General features: G+C 37.5%; 9 protein-coding genes. 5 read left to right on the top strand and 4 right to left on the bottom strand.

What is annotated here, in order from left to right:
• Positions 1–134: 134 nt before the first annotated feature.
• The 4 genes from ORQ98_RS19605 (at position 135) to ORQ98_RS19620 (ending at position 3,628) form a co-directional block, all read left to right on the top strand.
• Complete coding sequence (locus ORQ98_RS19605) at positions 135–644, top strand: Fur family transcriptional regulator (RefSeq protein ID WP_274690514.1); 510 nt, start codon at positions 135–137, stop codon at positions 642–644.
• A 7-nt stretch (positions 645–651) separates the two neighbouring features.
• Positions 652–1,401 (top strand): zinc ABC transporter ATP-binding protein ZnuC, encoded by a 750-nt coding sequence (gene znuC, locus ORQ98_RS19610; protein WP_274690515.1) that lies wholly within the window; start codon positions 652–654, stop codon positions 1,399–1,401.
• Positions 1,402–1,446: 45 nt separating this feature from the next.
• A complete protein-coding gene (znuB, locus tag ORQ98_RS19615; protein ID WP_274690516.1) occupies positions 1,447–2,280 on the top strand; it encodes a zinc ABC transporter permease subunit ZnuB in 834 nt (277 codons plus the stop codon).
• A 406-nt stretch (positions 2,281–2,686) separates the two neighbouring features.
• Positions 2,687–3,628, top strand: coding sequence for a hypothetical protein (locus tag ORQ98_RS19620; protein WP_274690517.1), 942 nt, complete (start codon positions 2,687–2,689; stop codon positions 3,626–3,628).
• A 60-nt stretch (positions 3,629–3,688) separates the two neighbouring features.
• Here the strand turns inward: ORQ98_RS19620 and ORQ98_RS19625 are convergent, their stop codons facing one another.
• The 4 genes from ORQ98_RS19625 to ORQ98_RS19640 all read right to left on the bottom strand — a co-directional run bounded on the left by ORQ98_RS19625 (position 3,689) and on the right by ORQ98_RS19640 (position 14,034).
• The gene (locus ORQ98_RS19625; RefSeq protein ID WP_274690518.1) at positions 3,689–4,777 is read right to left on the bottom strand and encodes an SO_0444 family Cu/Zn efflux transporter; all 1,089 of its coding nucleotides are present in this window, start codon (positions 4,775–4,777) and stop codon (positions 3,689–3,691) included.
• A gap of 182 nt (positions 4,778–4,959) precedes the next feature.
• On the bottom strand, positions 4,960–5,484 hold the full coding sequence (locus ORQ98_RS19630) for a hypothetical protein (protein ID WP_274690519.1): 525 nt from the start codon (positions 5,482–5,484) through the stop codon (positions 4,960–4,962).
• A 351-nt stretch (positions 5,485–5,835) separates the two neighbouring features.
• Positions 5,836–11,826 (bottom strand): hemagglutinin repeat-containing protein, encoded by a 5,991-nt coding sequence (locus tag ORQ98_RS19635; protein ID WP_274690520.1) that lies wholly within the window; start codon positions 11,824–11,826, stop codon positions 5,836–5,838.
• Between the two features lie 588 nt (positions 11,827–12,414).
• A complete protein-coding gene (locus tag ORQ98_RS19640; protein WP_274690521.1) occupies positions 12,415–14,034 on the bottom strand; it encodes a ShlB/FhaC/HecB family hemolysin secretion/activation protein in 1,620 nt (539 codons plus the stop codon).
• Positions 14,035–14,290: 256 nt separating this feature from the next.
• Here ORQ98_RS19640 and ORQ98_RS19645 point away from each other — a divergent pair, with 256 nt between their 5' ends.
• Positions 14,291–17,971 (top strand): DUF2339 domain-containing protein, encoded by a 3,681-nt coding sequence (locus tag ORQ98_RS19645; protein ID WP_274690522.1) that lies wholly within the window; start codon positions 14,291–14,293, stop codon positions 17,969–17,971.
• Positions 17,972–18,034 lie beyond the last annotated feature (63 nt).

Genomic DNA, 18,034 nt, shown 5'->3' on the forward strand with positions numbered 1-18,034 from the left:
CTAAAACGCTTGTATTTGCCATAATCACCACTGACAAAAGGTGTTGCTTAAAGAAAAGTATTTAACAAGACTTTTATTTAGCATCTATATGAAATGTTATACTATAACGCTTATTAGACAATAACTTAGTCACTATGTCTAGATTTGATAAACAAACTTTACTGCTTACTCCCCATGACCACGGTCAGTGCATTGAAGATGCACTTGAACGGGCGGATGAGCTCTGTAGAAAAAGTGGTGTTAAGCTAACGGAGCTACGCCGCCAAGTACTGGAATTGGTTTGGCACAGTCATAAGCCTCTAGGAGCATATGATATTTTAGCTTTGCTCTCTGATCAGTCAGGGAAAAAGGCTGCCCCGCCTACGGTATATCGAGCGCTCGATTTTCTTCAAGAACAAGGTCTAGTACATCGCATTAGTTCACTCAATGCATTTATTGGCTGTCCAATGCCAGAGCATCAGCATCGGAGCTACTTTCTCATTTGCCGCAATTGTGCAATCGCAATGGAAATTAATAGTAGTACACTGGCTAAAGAGCTCAATCTGTTTGCCCAGCAAGCTGGGTTTACAGTAGAAAATGAAACTGTTGAGGTGGTAGGGCTATGCCCTAACTGTCAGGCAGAGCAATCGAATGTACCTGATTAATTAACCTATGGCTAAGTTACTTGTTTCTTTAACTAATATTGATGTTAGCTTTCAACAACGACAAATATTACAAGGTGTTAACTTAACTCTGCATCAAGGAGAAATCGTAACCTTGATTGGCCCTAATGGTGCGGGTAAAACTACCTTGGTTAAATTGGTATTAGGACTGGTTGAACCTATCAGTGGCGAACGATTTCAGCAACATAACTTACGCATTGGTTATATGCCACAGCGACTGCATATTGAGCCTACCTTTCCTCTAACAGTAGAACGATTTTTAGCATTAGCAGGTCGTTACTCAGCTCAAGAAATTGCAGCAGTGCTAGAGCGAGTAGGTGTATTACGACTGCTGAAGAGCCCAGTTCAAAAAGTGTCAGGTGGTGAAATGCAGCGTATTCTACTGGCACGTGGGCTACTGCGGAAACCTCAATTGATGGTGCTTGATGAACCAGTTCAGGGGGTCGATATCAATGGCCAGAAAGAGCTTTATCAGCTTATTAAGTCGATTCGCAATGAAACAGGATGTGGAGTTTTGATGGTTTCCCATGATTTGCATTTAGTGATGGCTGCGACTGATCGGGTGGTTTGCTTAAATCGCCATATATGTTGTTCAGGCTCTCCTTCACAAATAAGCAACCACCCTGAATATTTGGCACTGTTTGGCGAGCCAGAAAAAGACTTGGCTGTGTATACCCATCATCATGATCACAAACATGGAGTTGATGGCAAGGTCATCAACAATCCAAAGACTTTATAAACATCAAGTTCACTAGCATAAATAAATTAAATAACATTAAGTTATATGGTTGATTTTTTTTGGTTATTAAGTGATGCATTGCTGGCTGGAATAGGCGTAGCAATTGTGGCTGGGCCATTAGGCTCGTTTATTGTGTGGCGGCGAATGGCGTATTTTGGTGATACGTTGGCTCACTCTGCTCTCTTAGGTGTGGCATTAGGCTTTTTGTTGCAGGTAAATCTTACTCTAGCAGTGATCATAGTGTGTTTGCTACTAGCTATATTATTAGTCTCGTTACAGCAGAAGCAGATGATTGCTTCAGATACCTTATTAGGTATTTTGGCACATACCTCTTTGTCTTTAGGTCTAGTTACAATAAGTCTGATGGATAGTACAGAGATTAGTGACAATTTAATGGGCTATTTGTTTGGAGAGCTGCTGGCAGCGACTAAAACAGATATTATCTGGATTATGGCTGGTGGAGCACTTGTTTTGGTGGTGCTTTATTTTCTTTGGAAACCTTTTCTTGCAATAACCGTAGATGAAGACTTGGCAAAGGTAGAAGGTTTGCCTGTTACATGGTTGCGGCTAGCGCTGATGTTATTAATCGCGTTAGTTATTGCTGTGGCGATGAAAATAGTCGGGATGTTATTGATAACATCGTTAATGATTATCCCTGCAGCAACAGCCCAACGTTTTGCTAAAACACCTGAGTGGATGGCCGTTGGAGCAAGCTTAATTGGAAGCTTAGCTGTACTAAGTGGGTTGCTATTTTCTTATCACTGGGACACACAAACGAGTCCTACAATCGTAGTGTGTGCAGGTGCATTATTTTTGTTAAGTATGGTTATGCCAACTTTGTCACAGTTATTTAAGAAAAACCTAAAAAGAGCAGACTAACTGTTAACTTAAAGGTTTGTTACACAATTAAAGCCAGTCATAGATTTAAAGGCTTGCTTAGATAAGGTATTATGTAATCCAGTTTAACTTTATGTTGATTGGCTATTTATTTAACAAAGACATTGAAGATAGGTAACTAAATTAACTGGCTAGATGCTGGATTATTTGGCTAATAGCTTGGTTAACACTTCATATAGTTTAATTAGATAACTCGACATTTAGTTACTGTCATTGGTTATATCCTAGCAGTGCATTTTATAAGTGAAGTGCTTCAATAGGGTTAAGAGCGTTAATCTACGGTTAGTTAGCTCTGCGTATACACACTAAAATAAGATAAACTTTGAGCGTTGCTCAAACCAAGTAAAAGAAAGATAATTTTGTGTACCAGTTAAGTTTTCCCGGGGCTATGAAAAAGTTTGCTTTAAAGGCAGTAAGTCAGCAAATTCTTATTGGCATTACTGCCTTAGTGATGGGCTGTCAGGTAACTACGCCTGTACAAAAGCAGTCGCCAATAGGCTCTCAAACTACGCAAGCTAAGGCAGTAAGTAAATCAGTAGCTGTTCAAACAAAGCTTTCAGCTATACAAGCTGAGCCAGACTATCGGGTGGCTAAAGTCCAGCAAAAAACTGATCAACTGGCTAATAAAATTAAACGTTTGATAGAAACTGGCAACCTGACTAAGCCTGTATCAAATAGTGCATTAACGACTCTCCATCAATTGGAAAGGGAAAAGCCTGATCATCCGGAGCTAAGTAGCTTAAAACAAACCCTTGCCAGTCGCTTGATGAGAGTGGCTTATCATGAATATAGCCAGAACAATCAAGCCAAAGCTTTATACTATGCAAATGTGGCTCAACAAGTGCTTCCTGATATTGCGGGTGGAGAAGAGTTAGTTACTCAAATTCGGCAGCAAGTGAAAGCACAAGTGGCTGCGGCAGTTAGAAACAATAAGACAACTGGCCGAGTAACAATTATTCAGCCTGCAGTTGAAGGAGATGACTCTCTAATAGCGAAGACGTTGTTTGAGTCACTTAGTGATGAGCAGCGTAAGGTATTAGCTGAGTTACCCCAAGATATTAACTCAGTTCTACTCAATATAATTATTTTAAACCAGAATGAAGTTCAAGACCGTTTATTCGATGTGCGTTATGTGCTGGATAGTATTGTCGATCAGATGGTTAAAGAGAATGCCCGAGCAGTGGTCACTACTCGTTCGATGAAGGATTCAAGGTGGCTAGCAGCATTATTAAAAACTCGAATTCGTCAGGTTAATCCCTATTTTGAGCTACATTTGCTGAAACGGGTGAATAAAGAGCTAAAACCTCATATTGCACTTTATGCTCAATAGGGTGCCCTCACAAATAGTAGCCTTCCATTAGGACTTCATTGGAAGGCTAACAATGTAAACCTACGCTTTGGTTATATTCATTAAAGACGGCAGATACTGCCTTCTTATTTTCTGCCAATATACTCTGGCCATTAAACCAACCAATAACAATGCCATGAAGGTTTCCCAGCCTATCCCTGTTGCATGATGATTCTGGTTGCCAGCTAATGCTATTGACCAGCCAAAATAGTTTATAGTCGCATCTAGGGCCAAACCACTGAAAATAGCTGTGCTAATAACGCCAACTAAGCATGCAATGAGTGAACGCTTGCCAAGTTCTCGGCCGATCACGCCTAAGGTAGCAATATTAGTGGCAGGGCCTGCAAGCATAAATACCAGAGCAGCTCCTGGTGAAATACCCGCTAACATTAAACCTGCTGCTAGTGGAGTGGAAGCTGTTGCGCAAATGTACATGGGAATGCCAATTAGCACCATAACTGCCATGGCAACTACCCCATTACCCCATTCTAAGAAAAAAGTTTGTGGCACATAACTGGTTATCAAAGCAGCTCCTAGTAAGCCAATGAGTAGCCAGCCTGCGGTATCAGCCAATAAGTCAGTTGTAGCAAACTTTAAAGCAGCTATTAATTTTTGATACAGTGAGTTTGATTTTTTAACCTGATTATTGTTGTCATTTTTACAGCTGGGTTTATTTTTTTGTGTACAGCAACTACTACAGCTTGAGCTACTAGAGAGATCTTCATCTGATTTATTTTCAAATAAAGTAACAAGAATGCCTGAAGTTATTGCACTAAAAATAGCTGCAATAGGTCTTGCAATTGCCATAATGGGGCCCATCATGGCATAAGACAAGCTAACGGAGTCGACGCCTGTTTCTGGGGTTGCTACCATAAATGCAGTGGTGGCACCTTTTGATGCGCCTGCTCGACGAACACCTATTGCTGCTGGAATAACTCCACAAGAGCATAGAGGTAATGGCGCACCAATGAGAGCTGCTTTAAAAACACTACTGAAGCGACCATGTTTAAGGTGCTTTTCCACCCATGCGGGAGGAACAAATACTTTAATCAGGCCAGCCATAAAAAAGCCTAATAATAACCAAGGGGCTGACTCAGTAAGTAATATCCAAAACTGGGTAGCGACTGTCACTGTTGGTCCTCCGATATTACCAAAGTGTTGTAAGTATTTTAGTGAGAGTTGTTGATAGTCACTCTGGTATAGCTAAATCACACAAGCAGTATAAACCTTGGAGTTAGCTCTAGGGTCAAGGGGCTATCAAATAAATTTTTGAAGTCGACTTTATCAGTCTGGTGAAGCAGGCAGCCTTGAATTTAATTGATTTTTAGCTGAGCAATTGCTTTATTGGCTGGTGCACAGGCTTGTATTGACAGACATGAAGTATATATTTGGAGAATATGATCTCCTACAAAGCCAATATAGTGAGACTCGAAAAACACTTTTTGTTTGGCGCCCCTTACTTTTACATTAAAAGTAGAAAAAGGCACATTATCGAGCTTGATAGAGGTTGGTCCTGATAAGGGAGTTTTATGTTCAATTTTGATAGTTTCCTGCTGAAAGGATAAAGGATCTTTTGCTTTTATTGGTAGGTTAGCTTTGGCTAATAAACCAATGACAAACATGACATCTGTGTTAGGTTGCTCGATCTCAACAAAGGTAGATTCCTCTAAGGCTACCCACACTTTTTTGGCATTTGTGCTGGTTAACTCTTCCTTAACCGGGGGAATATCTACTTTCCAGTCTTTAGGTATTTCCAATTGTACAGTTGTTTGACTTGCTGCAAACACATGAGCCGCAAGTATTAAACCTAACCCACAAACAGTTTGCTTTAGTTTCATCAGAATAACTACCAATTCTGTACTCACTGATTACAGTGTAGATGAAACCCCTTGAATGTGAGGTGGTTTCTTTAGTTGGGCAAGGGGATAGATTATAAATATAGCAAAAAGTTTGACTAATCGATTTTTTAATATGTCTTGGTTCTATGTCCTTCATTAATTATTTTTTATAAATGTTTCCCTGGCATTTGCCTCCATTCGGCTAATAGCTGTTTTAACTTGATTCAGTCAGCTTGACTTGGCTTTATTATCGTTGCTAAGCATCAGTCATCAACTATTTATAGGCTTATGGGGCTTTGTTAGTAAATTGCCGCCCCTAAAAGCCAATTACACTGGTTATGTTGCTATTAGTTACTTTTTAGAAATCAGCGCAGACTCGACCGTTTGTTGGTGCTTCTCTGTTGCATAAGTGACAGGTGACGGTACTTCAGTTGCTGTTTTTAGAGCATCTCCAACTGTTTTGCCTGTAGAAATATCAGCAGAGGCTTGCTTTACTTGGTCAACTATAGGCTGTAAGCCTAATGAGATATTACCTGTCGCTTCAGTTTTATTAACTGAACCAGAAACGCTAGTTGTCTGGATAGTGCCATCAACATCAACTGAGTCGGCTGCAACTGTGGTTCCTGTTAACGTGGCATCACCACCAACAGTTAACTGCTTAGCCGTTATTTCTGCAGCTTGTTTAACTGCATGAGAGTTGCTGGTTTTAACATCGGTTTTGGCATTAAACTGATAAGTTAACAAATCTTTTACCTGCCTAATTATGTTTAAGATAGGTAGATTTTTCTCAGCCACATCAGCAAAAGTAATGGTTCCTGCAGGTCTTTTTACTTCTACAGAAGTATCAACTTCAGTGCTGATATCTTTGTCTTTTATACTCGTCGCTGTTAAGTCACCACCCACTTTTATATCAGTATTACCAGTAACAGTAGCATTAGTTAACGCTAAGTCATTATTTATAGATATTTTGCCATCACCAATTTGCAGTTGGCTGCCTTGGTGATTTACTCGATCGATATCTTTGTATTCAACACCCGTTTTACTTTCTAAGCCTAAGGCCAAGTCTGCTTGCACTTTAAATTGCTGGTGTGTTGAAGTTGCTGCATCTAGTTGTATATTTTCAGCTGATATTTGCCCTTGGGTTGCACTTAAATTTGTACCGACCAAGCGAACATTATTATCAATTTGTATATCAATGTTATTAACCTGAACATTGCCACCCTTGCGTGTGACTATATCTCTATTGTCATAGCCACCACCAATGCCATTCTTGTAGTTTCTTCCCTCTGCTTTGGCTTTTTCAACTTTATCTAAACCGCTGATTCTGTCATCGATTAAGGTTGCTTCTAAAGGGTTGATGGATAATTTAGCATTCCAGCCACTTCCTTTTACTGTTGAAGTAGTCGCTTCATGAGTAAGATTTTTCGCTTGAATTTTTAAAAAGTTTGCTTTTACATCGGTGCCTACGAAGTTGACATCGCCATTATTGGAGGTCACCTCAATTGCACCACCATTAATCGAACCAGCCTGTTGCTCAGTTGTTGTATAGTTAGCACGGCTAAACTCTAAGTTTAATCCACTGGTTCGTTCATTGGTTAGTTTGTGTTTAGTAAATGGCTTGGTTTTCCTTTTTACTATAAAGTTATCTAATGCTTTATGATCGCTGTTAATAGAAACAACATCTTTTTTCTGTTCTATACCTAAGCCTGCATTGTTGATGCTTTCATTAATAAAGCTAGTGTTAGTGACTGCCTGAAAATCAACACCACCTTTACCAGCCAGAGTGAATTGTGCATCATTACCCGTAGCAAGATTAGCCCCTTGGATAACAGTGTTATCTTTACCAGAGACAATCTTGATGCCCTGTTGAGAGCTTATATTGCTAACAACTGCAGTTTGACTGCCTGATTCAGTGTCATTCCACTGTACATCAGCACCAATATTTGCAAAGCTCTTAGCTCGTTTAAGCTTATTAAAGGCACCATTCTTCAAGCTTTTTGATTTGTCTTTTTTGTTTGTATCTTTTGCAGCCACTTCATTTTTATCTTTTTGGTCAGAGTCACTCTTATCAGTGGCGCTAGTATCATTTTTACCTCTTAAGTTAGCTTCATCATTATCAGCTTTAATACCTAATTCAGCTGCAACCTTGTGATGAGATACATTACTGCTTTCTGAATCATAAACAGCCAATAATTCAGTACTACCTTTTTCAGCAATAAAGTCTGTTTTACCTTCTGCATTAACTTGAGTAGCTTCTAGGGTAATATCACCATTTTTTGCAGTGAAACGAATATCACCACCTGCTGTTATCGTACCAACTTTGTGAGTGGTTGATGATTTTGTTGCTATTTTGTCTTCATAATGGCCGGCAATGCCAAATCCCTTAGATGACTTTACTCTTGTATCATCAATATTTTGTTTAGTTTTATAGGCAACTTCTGCGCCTTTCTTATAAACACTGCTTGAAGTTACTTTATCTTTCAGTTGACCAAGTTTTGAAGGTTTATCCGACGTCGAAGAAAATAAATTTGTTGCTTTATTTTTGGCTTTACCAAATAGATTATCTGATAGTTGGTCTGTCCATACATCTCCTTTTTTATTTTTGCCAATCTTAAAGCTTAACTCACCACCTACCTTAAATGTGCGATCTGATGAAGTTGAGGTGTTTTTTGCTGCTGCAAAAGTAAAATTATTTTCTGAAACACCTAAAACATCACTGCCAGTAGATATATCGACTCCTTCTATATAACCTTCATCAACATTAAATAATACGTTGCCACCTTTGGCATTAATACTTCCCACAACAGCAGTCATATCTTTACTGGAACCGTTATTCCAATGGTATTCGCCTTTAGTAGTGACACGAAGATCTTTAGTAGTTTGCGTTGCAAGACGTGCACTACCAGAACCACCCTCAGCAAATGATGAAGAAATAGCTGAATTGTATGCGGCTATGTGGTTGTATTGATCTGCGTTGATGACTACATCACCTGAAGTTGTCTTAAGATTTGAGCCCTCTAAAACTAAGTTCTTACCTGTTAAAATAACTTGTTTTCCACTAATAGTGCCAGTAACCGCCGCTTTATTGGTTGTTTGGCTGTTACTTTTGTCATATCCACCAGCAAGGTTAAAACCAAAATCAGGGTCAATGTGTTGTGTTTCAATAGAGGTAGGAATAACGCCATTTCGAATATCTTTAACTTGATCATCATAAACTGTTTTTAGGCTAGGGTTGATGGTAACCCCTATACTGCCAAAGCCAGTCTCTGAGGTTTTAGTAACCGTATTTGTATTTTGAACAGCATTTTGTTTAATATTTTTAGCGGATAGCTCTATGCTTCCACCAGCATTCAGGTTGCTGGCCTCATCAACAATATTATTCCCTACATTAAGTTGAATATTACCACCTGCACTAAAGGTATTCACTACGGCATTAGAGGAAGACTGAGTAGACTTTTCATTATTGTAATTCACTTTAAAGTCATTACCGACACGTTCTACCCCCGCATAGTAGGTAATACCTGCTGTAGTTTCCGTAGTTTCTTTACTATTAGTTTCAGTATTGTATGCTGCCTGGTTATCAATTTCTTTTGCTGTTACAGCAATATTATTGGTTGCAGTTAAATCAGCACCATTAGTTTTAAAGGTTTCTTGGGTTTCAATATTAATATTGTTTCCTGCAGCTAAGCCACCTTTAACAGCTGTTGACGCATCATGGTTTTCAACAGTATTAGTGACCTTTATACCAATTGTACCACTAGCCTCGCCTGCTTCATCATTAACATTTCCTTCAGTAAAAAATGCTGTGCTGTTTTTATCTGTATTAGATGAGTTATTATTGAAAGCAGTTTCAATAATAATATCGCCTATTGCTTTAATATTTAGGTCTTTAGCTGCTTTTACCAGGCTACCCACTATTTGAGTATCTTTGGCACTTGATAGTTGAATGTTGGTATTAGATAAAACCTCTGACCCAACCGCTTCTGTTTTTCTTGAATCAGAGTCTGTATTAGAAGTTGCTATACAAATAAAACGGTTTTTGTATTCTGATAGCTCAGCTTCTCTAATATTGGTTGCACTATCAATAGTAATGGACTCTTTTTCAGTTAATGCATATGCACCTTTCTCACCGGAAACAGTACTGCCTTGAATACGGATATTGTTTTCAGCATTAATGAATAGCCCACCACCAGCCTTAACGGTAGAACGTTCATTTAGCATATCATCACGATTTGTGCTACCTGAAGATCCCCAGAAGGCTCCACCTACCGTATCGCCACTATATGAATTTTGGCTACTGGTTTGACTGTATTGGCGGGTAGTAATATTTACATCATCATTTGCATCAAGAATTATGTTTCCTTCCGCAGATAATTCAGTCGCAGCAAGGGTTATTGATTTATCCGATTGAATGGCCAAGTTTTTCCCTGCAGAAACTGTTGTTCGACTAACCGTTTGTTTAGTATTTTGATTATTTGAAGTTTGGCTTGTGAAGCCATCAGAATTACTTGACTTATTCTTATTTGATGAAGTAATAACACGACCAATGAGCTCTACTCCTCCTTGCGTATTAGCATGAAAGTTATTTTTTGCACTGATCTTTGCGCCTTCGGCAGTTAAATTATTTCCAGCTAAAATATTAATATTGCCATCAGAGACTACATGGGCTGCGGAAAGCTTAACTGAATCATTTACATTAAGATCAATATTGTTGCCTGCTATAATACTGGTTCTATTTAGGTCTCTACTTACTTGGTTTCTATCTTGCTTTCTACTGGTTAATGACCAGCCTTCGTTCTTTGTTCTTAAAGAGTATGAACTTGAGTGGCTATTTAAGCTATCAGTGAAAATAATGCTTCCTTTTGTCTGTGATTTAATGCTGTTTTCTGCATTAAGCCTAGCACCATTAGTCTCTAAATTGCCCCCTGAGCTAAGGACTAAATTTTCACCTGCACTAATAATAACACCTTGTTTGTTTGCGATTTTAGTATTATTGCTCGTACTTTTTTCATATAGCCTATACCACTCATAAAAGTCTATATTGGTCTCAACCGTGTTTTCTACAGAGTTTAGCTTGATATCACTATCAGCAGTTAGATTAATGCTTTTGTTTGCGGTTAGCTTAGATCCATCTAACCTTGCTTTACCACCAGCATTAATACTGATATCACCTGTTGCAGTTAGCTGAGTAGTGTGACTACGCTTGATAGTTTGGGTATTTGTCGTTATTGTTTCACCAATATCAGTCCCAGCGAAATCTTCATGTAATTGATAATCTCTTTTAGTGTTAGTGTCGATTGTAGATAATCTGTTAAGGTTAATCTGTTTATCAGCAGCTATATTTATATTTTTTGATTCTACAGCTGCTGCAGTCAGATTGATATTATTCTTTGCTTTTAAGTCAATATTTTCTTTGCTCTTCAGTTTAGCTCTTTGTATGGAGCTATTATTATTTATCTTTTTTGAAGCAATGTTTATATTGCCAGCTGATGCTATAGAGATTGACTCGTCAGCTTTAATATTTGCACCACTTAAGTTAACACCCGCACCTTTAGCAGTATTCACTATTCGAATACGACCAGCTTGCATGGCACCTAATAACTGTGCATCGAAACTACTAACTGCTTGGGTTAAAGGTTTTATCGCTTTAATAGTTCCCGATTGCTGGTCATAATCTACCTGGTTTAATCCAGCAATTATATTAAGTTCTTTACCTGCTTTAACTTGGCCATTAACGGTTACTTTCGGTGCAATCAAGTTTAAAACTGTATCTTTTGCTGAAACATTACCTGTTACATGTAAGCTAGCATTTTGATTATTAACATTAAATGACTTTATTTCACCATCATTAATATTTGGCTTACCAACAGCTAAAGTGGCATTGGGTGTATTAATAAAACCACAACCATCACAGCTAATACCGTTAGGGTTAGCAATGATTAATTTAGCCGAATTACCTAATACTTCTTGTAAGCCCAGAATCGTAGAGGGGTTTTTACTAACGACTTCATTTAAGATAACAGAGGCAGCTTGGCCATTTAAATTACTATTTGCCTTTAACGATTTATTTAGTATTTGTGAGTGTGCCTTAGATGTTGCATTATTTAAAACGGCCCCTTTTCGGCTCACATTATATTTGTTGAACGTATTATGGGATAAACCTTTACTATTAGGTTTTGCTATATTGACGATATCGACCCCATTTTGCTGGGTAACAGTAGTATTGCTATTGGTAGGATTAATTCCTCCTGCAAAGACAGCATGAGTAGTTGTTGCTAGAGCTGCAACTATTGCTAACTTTAATTTACCTTTGCTGCTTAATCCTGGTAATACTCTACCCATGTTGATTTCTCCGTACACAAAATAAATATTTCCTAGGGAAGCAAACAGCCGAAAAGTATTTGCTTCAAAAAATTTTCAAGTTTTCTGTGGCTGATCTTGAGCTGGAAGTGGGTTTATTTTTGGTCTCAAGTCATACAGATGTTTAATTTGGTGGGAAGTATACTGATTATTTAATAAACGCGATAAACGAAAAATACTATATGTTTTATTAATAAAAGTAATGGCCAAAAAGTTGTCACATATAGACCTAGAATCGCTGGAAATCTATCGGATTGATAGCATATAAAAGTAAAAAATTAATTTTATATAAACAAAAGTTAGGTTGTTTTATTAGCTTAAGTGAGTTGGCGTTATGCGAGCAATGTTGATCAAGCTCTTTAAAATCAATGTGTTAAAGATACAACTCAGCTTTTAGCTGTTGTGAGGAAGCTAGATTATGAAATAATGCAGATATTATAAAACTGAGCAAGTTGCTCAGTAGTGTGAAAGATTTATAGCTTTAGCGATATCGCTGATCAAATTGGCTTGAATAAGTTTACATTATAAAGTAATAAATTTTTGGAATTTAAAAATGGCAACTTTAATTATTCACCAATTAATGGAAAATCTAATCAATGCGTGCCAGCCTTCTTGATCAAAATTGTCTGGCTTTTTTAAAGAACGTGCTAGCTGGATATCGAACTGAGAGGTTTGTTCCCAATTCAAGGTGATTCCTGTGGTGATACCAGCAAGTTCTCTAGCAGGGATGTCACCACTTTTGGCTACTCGACCAGTATCTAAACCAAGATAAGGGCGCCATTGAAGTTCTTCTAGAATCAAGCTATTCCGGGGGGCATAAAGAGTGTTTTGCCAGTAAATTCCTTTGCTGGCGCTAGCACTTTGATCTCTAAAACCTCTAACGCTATAAGGGTTACCTATTTGTAATTGCTCTGTTCCTGGCAGCAGGTCACGGCTGAATTGCCCTGAAAGCAGGCTAGTAAATTGCCAGTTATTTGAAAAGGCTTTAATTACATTGATACTATAGCGCCATTTTTTAAATTGAGTGTCAGGAGGGTCTGTGTTATCACCACCAATAATGCCAAGCCCCTGGCTATAACCTAGCTCGGAGATCCACAAGGCTCCAAGCCCAATACGAAACCAGTTAATAGAAAAGTCGGCAATTGTCAGGTCATGACTACTAATAGTAAGAAGTAGAGTATCTACAAAATTCCTTATTTTTTTATGAGTTAATTGTCCAGCTAAACTGACTTTATTCTTTTGATCACGAAAAGCCACATAGTCTACTCTACCGCCTTGTTCCCTGGTGAAGCCGCTTGCATCTAACGCTACAGCTAAGTCTTCGATGGGTGTCAGGTACTCAAACTCACTGGCAAATAAAGAGAAAGTCCAATACCCATAGGGAACAGACCAACTTATAGACTTGCTTTCATTATCCTGGTGGGCAAACCACAGTTGATGGCGCCAACTTAAAAATAAATTATCATTTAATCCAAATAAGTTGTCATAGCTAAAATTAATACTACCAGAGTCCCTACCTTCACTATAGTTATCGCCGTTTATGTATAAATGCCATGGCTTTTCATCTGTATTATTGACCACTAACTGGCTAGTACCAAAGGTGTTGCCTGGTGCTAAATCAACAGTGACATCGTTAGAAGCTAGTCGATTGATTTGGTCAAGCCCTTGTTCTAAGTCTCTGATATTAAAAGTATCTTTATATAGTCTTGGAATAGCAGTCTTGATATTAATGGGACTACCTTTTGCGTGAGTGACCAGGGAAATTTTTCCTTCTACAATAGGAATCACTAAGTTGGTGTCATCATCAATAACAGGCTTTAAAGGTCGACTAGTAATGTAGCCACCTTCAATATAGAAACGAGTGATATCTAGAAGTAATTGATTTATTTTCTTTGCTGTTAGACAAGAGCTTTCATAATGGCTAGTTAGTCTATGTTGTTCTTCGCTTGAAATAAGATCTGCGTTTTGTAAATTCACTTTATCTACATTAATACATTGTGTATCGTCGAACTGCTTTTTTTCTGGCTCATATTTAAGTTCTTGGCCTGGAGTGAACTGTTGTTTTCTCTTTATTTCTTCAGCCTTCTTTCGTTGTTCCTCGTCTAAAAGAGGGTTTCTTACACTAGTCGTAGGTGTAGGTAGGTCAACAGCTAATACGCTTTGATATAAAAAACAGTTGATGGATATCAAGTATATTGATAGCTTATATCTTTTTGTTTTTATAAGTGAATACATTACTTTTTTTTCTTATTAAATACTGTATTGCTTGTGTTGAAAAAGGTGAATAGTGCTTCATTGAAGATAATGAGTAATTCAAATTGTAGTAAAGAAAAATTAATATGACACTTATAAGATAAACTCAAACAAAGATTGGCGCGGTGGTTGCTGCACTATTGAGTTATACTTTTTTCCTACTGATATGGAAATCACATGATGACTGTAAACTATGGATAAATCAGCCTATCAAGCTGAAATAAACCTGTTGAAAAAAGAACTTGCTGAGTTGCATGAACAGCTTAGCAACAGAGCAAGCCAGTTAGCAGCCAAGCTTGACTCCATTAGCCTACAACTTGAACAAGAGCAGTCTGATAGCTTGTTAGCTAAACGCCATGATGCTGCTCAAAGCCATTATACTGATGGAGTTATTGAACAGGACAGTCATTATCAAGTTGAACTGGAGCTGGAAGGTGTACAATTAGAAGAACCAGCTCAGGCTGGACTAGATTCATCCCAAGTTTTATCTACATCAACTCAAGCTTCATCTACACGAACTACGGAAGAGCAGTATCAACATGTAGAGCCCCAACAAAGTGTTGCTGAAGAACAGGCAGCTGAGATATTTCAAGAAACATCTATTGGCTCAGAATCAACCAGTGAGACACCCTCATCTACTGAAGAAAGACCAAATAAGTTGGTCGATGCTTTTAACTGGCTGGTTTCAGTTGTAGTTTATATAGGCCCCTTGGCGCGATTAATTGAGCAAATTACTCTTATTTATAAGCATTACCAAGAACAAGGAAAAGCCCCTGTATTTTTAATGACAGCTGCAGGTATTACCACACTGGTGATAGGTTTTGGCTATTTACTACAGTATTCATTTACTGAGTTTTTACCCTTTTACGCAAAATTTGTAGTCTGTTATCTAGCAGGTATTGCAGTATCATCCATTGGCTGCTGGCTTTGTATCAAAAAACCTGCATTTAGTGAATATGGTTCAAGCTTGATTGGCTTGGGAATTATTGTTGGCTATCTAGTTACTTATTTTCTTGGTCCATATTTTGAGGTTGTTAATGAATTAACCAGTTTTTTTATATTTGGTGCTATTACATTAGTATCCTATGGGCTGGCCATTATTTTTGAAACAAAAGTAGTTGCTACTGTTACCTTATTAGGAGGATCACTTTCACCGATTGTAACAGGTGAAAACATAGTTGTTGATCAAACTTTTGTTCTTTATCTCTTTTTGCTAGCTGTAGCTAACTTGCATATTGCTTGCCGGATTAGCTGGCAGATACTGGCTAATATTACATTGTTTACAACATTAGGCTTGCTGGAGTATGGTGGATATTTTTGGAACAACTTTAATCTGGCAAGCGTCTTCTTTCTGTTTGGGTTTTTCTATTTATTTGGCTATCACTGGAGTATAGAAAATAAGCAATTTAAGGCATCGTTAGCACCATTCGACCTTATTGCTATAAACAGCATTTTATTTTACTTCATTTATGCTTGTTTTAGTTTGCCTGCCAGCAATCTAGTCGCTGGTATTATATTGTTGATAAATACTGCTATAATAGTATTTTTGTTTCAATGCTTTAGCTTGAGAACTACTGCACTTGGTCCTGTTGTATCATTAGCTGCTTCACTGCAATTAGCTTGCGCGTTATTTGCTTTAATACCACTAAACTGGTTTGGTATTTTATTGGGTATTGAAGGCTTGGCTTTAGTTTACTTTGGCCATAACTATCAAGCTTACTACCTGAGGGTTGAAGGTTATTTTCTTTATGCGATTGCACTAATAAAGCTAGTTGCAGATGTTATTTTTACAGACTGGTTAAGTGAAAGCTTCTTGCTTATAGATGTGTTACTACCGTTGCTGGGACTTATTGGCTTGCTTTGGGGATGCTTTAAACTTAATCAGCACTATATCGATGAACAAAAAGCATTTGAAAACATTATTACAAACTATGCTAATGAAGGTGTCAGCCTAGCAGGCATTTGTACCTGGTTAATTGTGTGTTTTATTAGTAATTTAAGTTGGTTGGCAATGAGTGCAGTACCTATTTTGGTTTGGTTGATGTGGCGTAACCGATACTATCAATTAAAGCTAACGGAGTGGCTTGTTTATACAGTTCCTGTAATTAGTTTGATTACTGCAATTAATTTACTAAGCAGGTTTGGCGTAGATAATCAAATAACTTATTATTGGCTGGCGCAGCCAGTGATAAGTTGGCTCAACTGGTTGTGTGTTATCGTTACCTTCAGTTTAGTTAATCAGCTTAGTTTTGTTGGCTACTTTAAACTTAATTCAACAAAGTGGGTTCACCTTTATCAGGGGGTAGCTTATGCAGTAATACCTGTGTTTGTGGCTTTAGACATTATTAGTTTATGCCTCAGTCATATTTTTACTGGCCAGTATCCAGTAATTGGTAGTCAATTATGGTATAACTTTGCAATCAATTTGATAATTATTAGCGCTTTTTTATATGTGTTGATTAATTACCTGAAGCCAGAAAATACAAGTCTTTATGAGCAATATCGACTTATTTTATCTGAACCATTAGCGATTGGTTTATCAATATTCTTATTATTGAGTGTATCTGCACAGTATAAACTGGCTTGGTTGAATCTGGCAATAATTCCCTGGGCAGCATTACTTTTTGTGTCTCTTAAGCTAAAATTAAAGATAAGTGAGATTTTTGCTTGGTTGCATCCATTGTGTTTTATAATTGCTATTGTTAATGGAGGAATAAAAGTAGGCTCATTCCATTTTTCTGATCAAACATGGTTGACCAAGATAGCATGGTTTGAGTTACTCTTTACTGGTTGGGCATTACCTATATTTTATAAGTATGCTTCTACAGTAGAAGGTAGCCGTTTAACGAAAGCAGCTGGTATAGTAAGATTAATTGTTTATTTAGTTGTCCCATTTATTCCACTTCCACATATTTATCGCCATTACCCACAGTTTATTGTCAGTGCCTTTTGGTTATCTCTAGCTATTTGCTGGGGATTAAACCAGTTATTAAAACTTAAGCAGTTGGTTGTGGAGTTTTATGTTATCTTTTATATTGCAACTATAATTACTGTATTCAATACCCTTATAGCTGCAGTGACTGCATTTAGTATAACTACTTTGGTCAATATTATTATTGCTTTACTCAGTGTAATTTTATTATTTTTAATAGAGCGTCCTTTTAAAATTCAGCGGTTAAAACAGTCAAAGTACCAGCTATCATTTGGGTTTGGTTATTATTTATTTTGCTTTTGTTTGACGGGACTGATTTATGGATTTACAAGCAGCTATGGCTTTATAAATAGCATGGCAGTGAGTTTACTGCCTACATTATTAATTATGGCTTATTGCCTGCTTCGCCAACCAGTATTTGCATTTATACATGCTGTTTTTAGGTTAAATTATATTCTTATATTATTTCTGCTCGTATTAATACCTAACCTTCTCACTACAAAGGTAGCCAGTATTGTTAATGTTGTTATTTTGGTGATTTATGGCTGCCTTGGTCTTTATATAACTCATAAGCGTTGCTATCAAAATAAGATATTCTGGAGGAACTATCAAACCTTTAATATTCAAGTATGGGTAGGTCATGGCATTTTACTACTTAGCTACTTGGCAATAATTAAGCTGCTATTTGGTAATGTTTTGGCTGTGGCTACAACAATAGTCTTACTACTACATGCACTTATAATTTTATTCATGACACTGCAGGAGTATTACAGAAATATTTTAAGATTATCACTCTTGTTATTTGCTGCATGTACGGCGAAATTAGTCTTTTACGATATGCAGGATTATTCATTATTCCATAAAATGCTGGTTATGATAGCAGTTGGTACTATTTTACTGGTTGGTGCTTATCAGTTTCAGCGAATGAAAGAAAGAGTATAAAGATTACTCAAGAATACGCTAGGGTGCGATTTTTTAATTTTTTATTTTTATTGGCAATACTCG

This window comes from Spartinivicinus poritis (assembly GCF_028858535.1).
Classification (GTDB): domain Bacteria; phylum Pseudomonadota; class Gammaproteobacteria; order Pseudomonadales; family Zooshikellaceae; genus Spartinivicinus; species Spartinivicinus poritis.

Coding starts and splice junctions, on each gene's coding strand:
- ORQ98_RS19605 (WP_274690514.1), top strand. CDS start 135: ATGTCTAGATTTGATAAACAAACTTTACTGCTTACTCCCCATGACCAC.
- znuC (WP_274690515.1), top strand. CDS start 652: ATGGCTAAGTTACTTGTTTCTTTAACTAATATTGATGTTAGCTTTCAA.
- znuB (WP_274690516.1), top strand. CDS start 1,447: ATGGTTGATTTTTTTTGGTTATTAAGTGATGCATTGCTGGCTGGAATA.
- ORQ98_RS19620 (WP_274690517.1), top strand. CDS start 2,687: ATGAAAAAGTTTGCTTTAAAGGCAGTAAGTCAGCAAATTCTTATTGGC.
- ORQ98_RS19630 (WP_274690519.1), bottom strand. CDS start 5,484: ATGAAACTAAAGCAAACTGTTTGTGGGTTAGGTTTAATACTTGCGGCT.
- ORQ98_RS19635 (WP_274690520.1), bottom strand. CDS start 11,826: ATGGGTAGAGTATTACCAGGATTAAGCAGCAAAGGTAAATTAAAGTTA.
- ORQ98_RS19645 (WP_274690522.1), top strand. CDS start 14,291: ATGGATAAATCAGCCTATCAAGCTGAAATAAACCTGTTGAAAAAAGAA.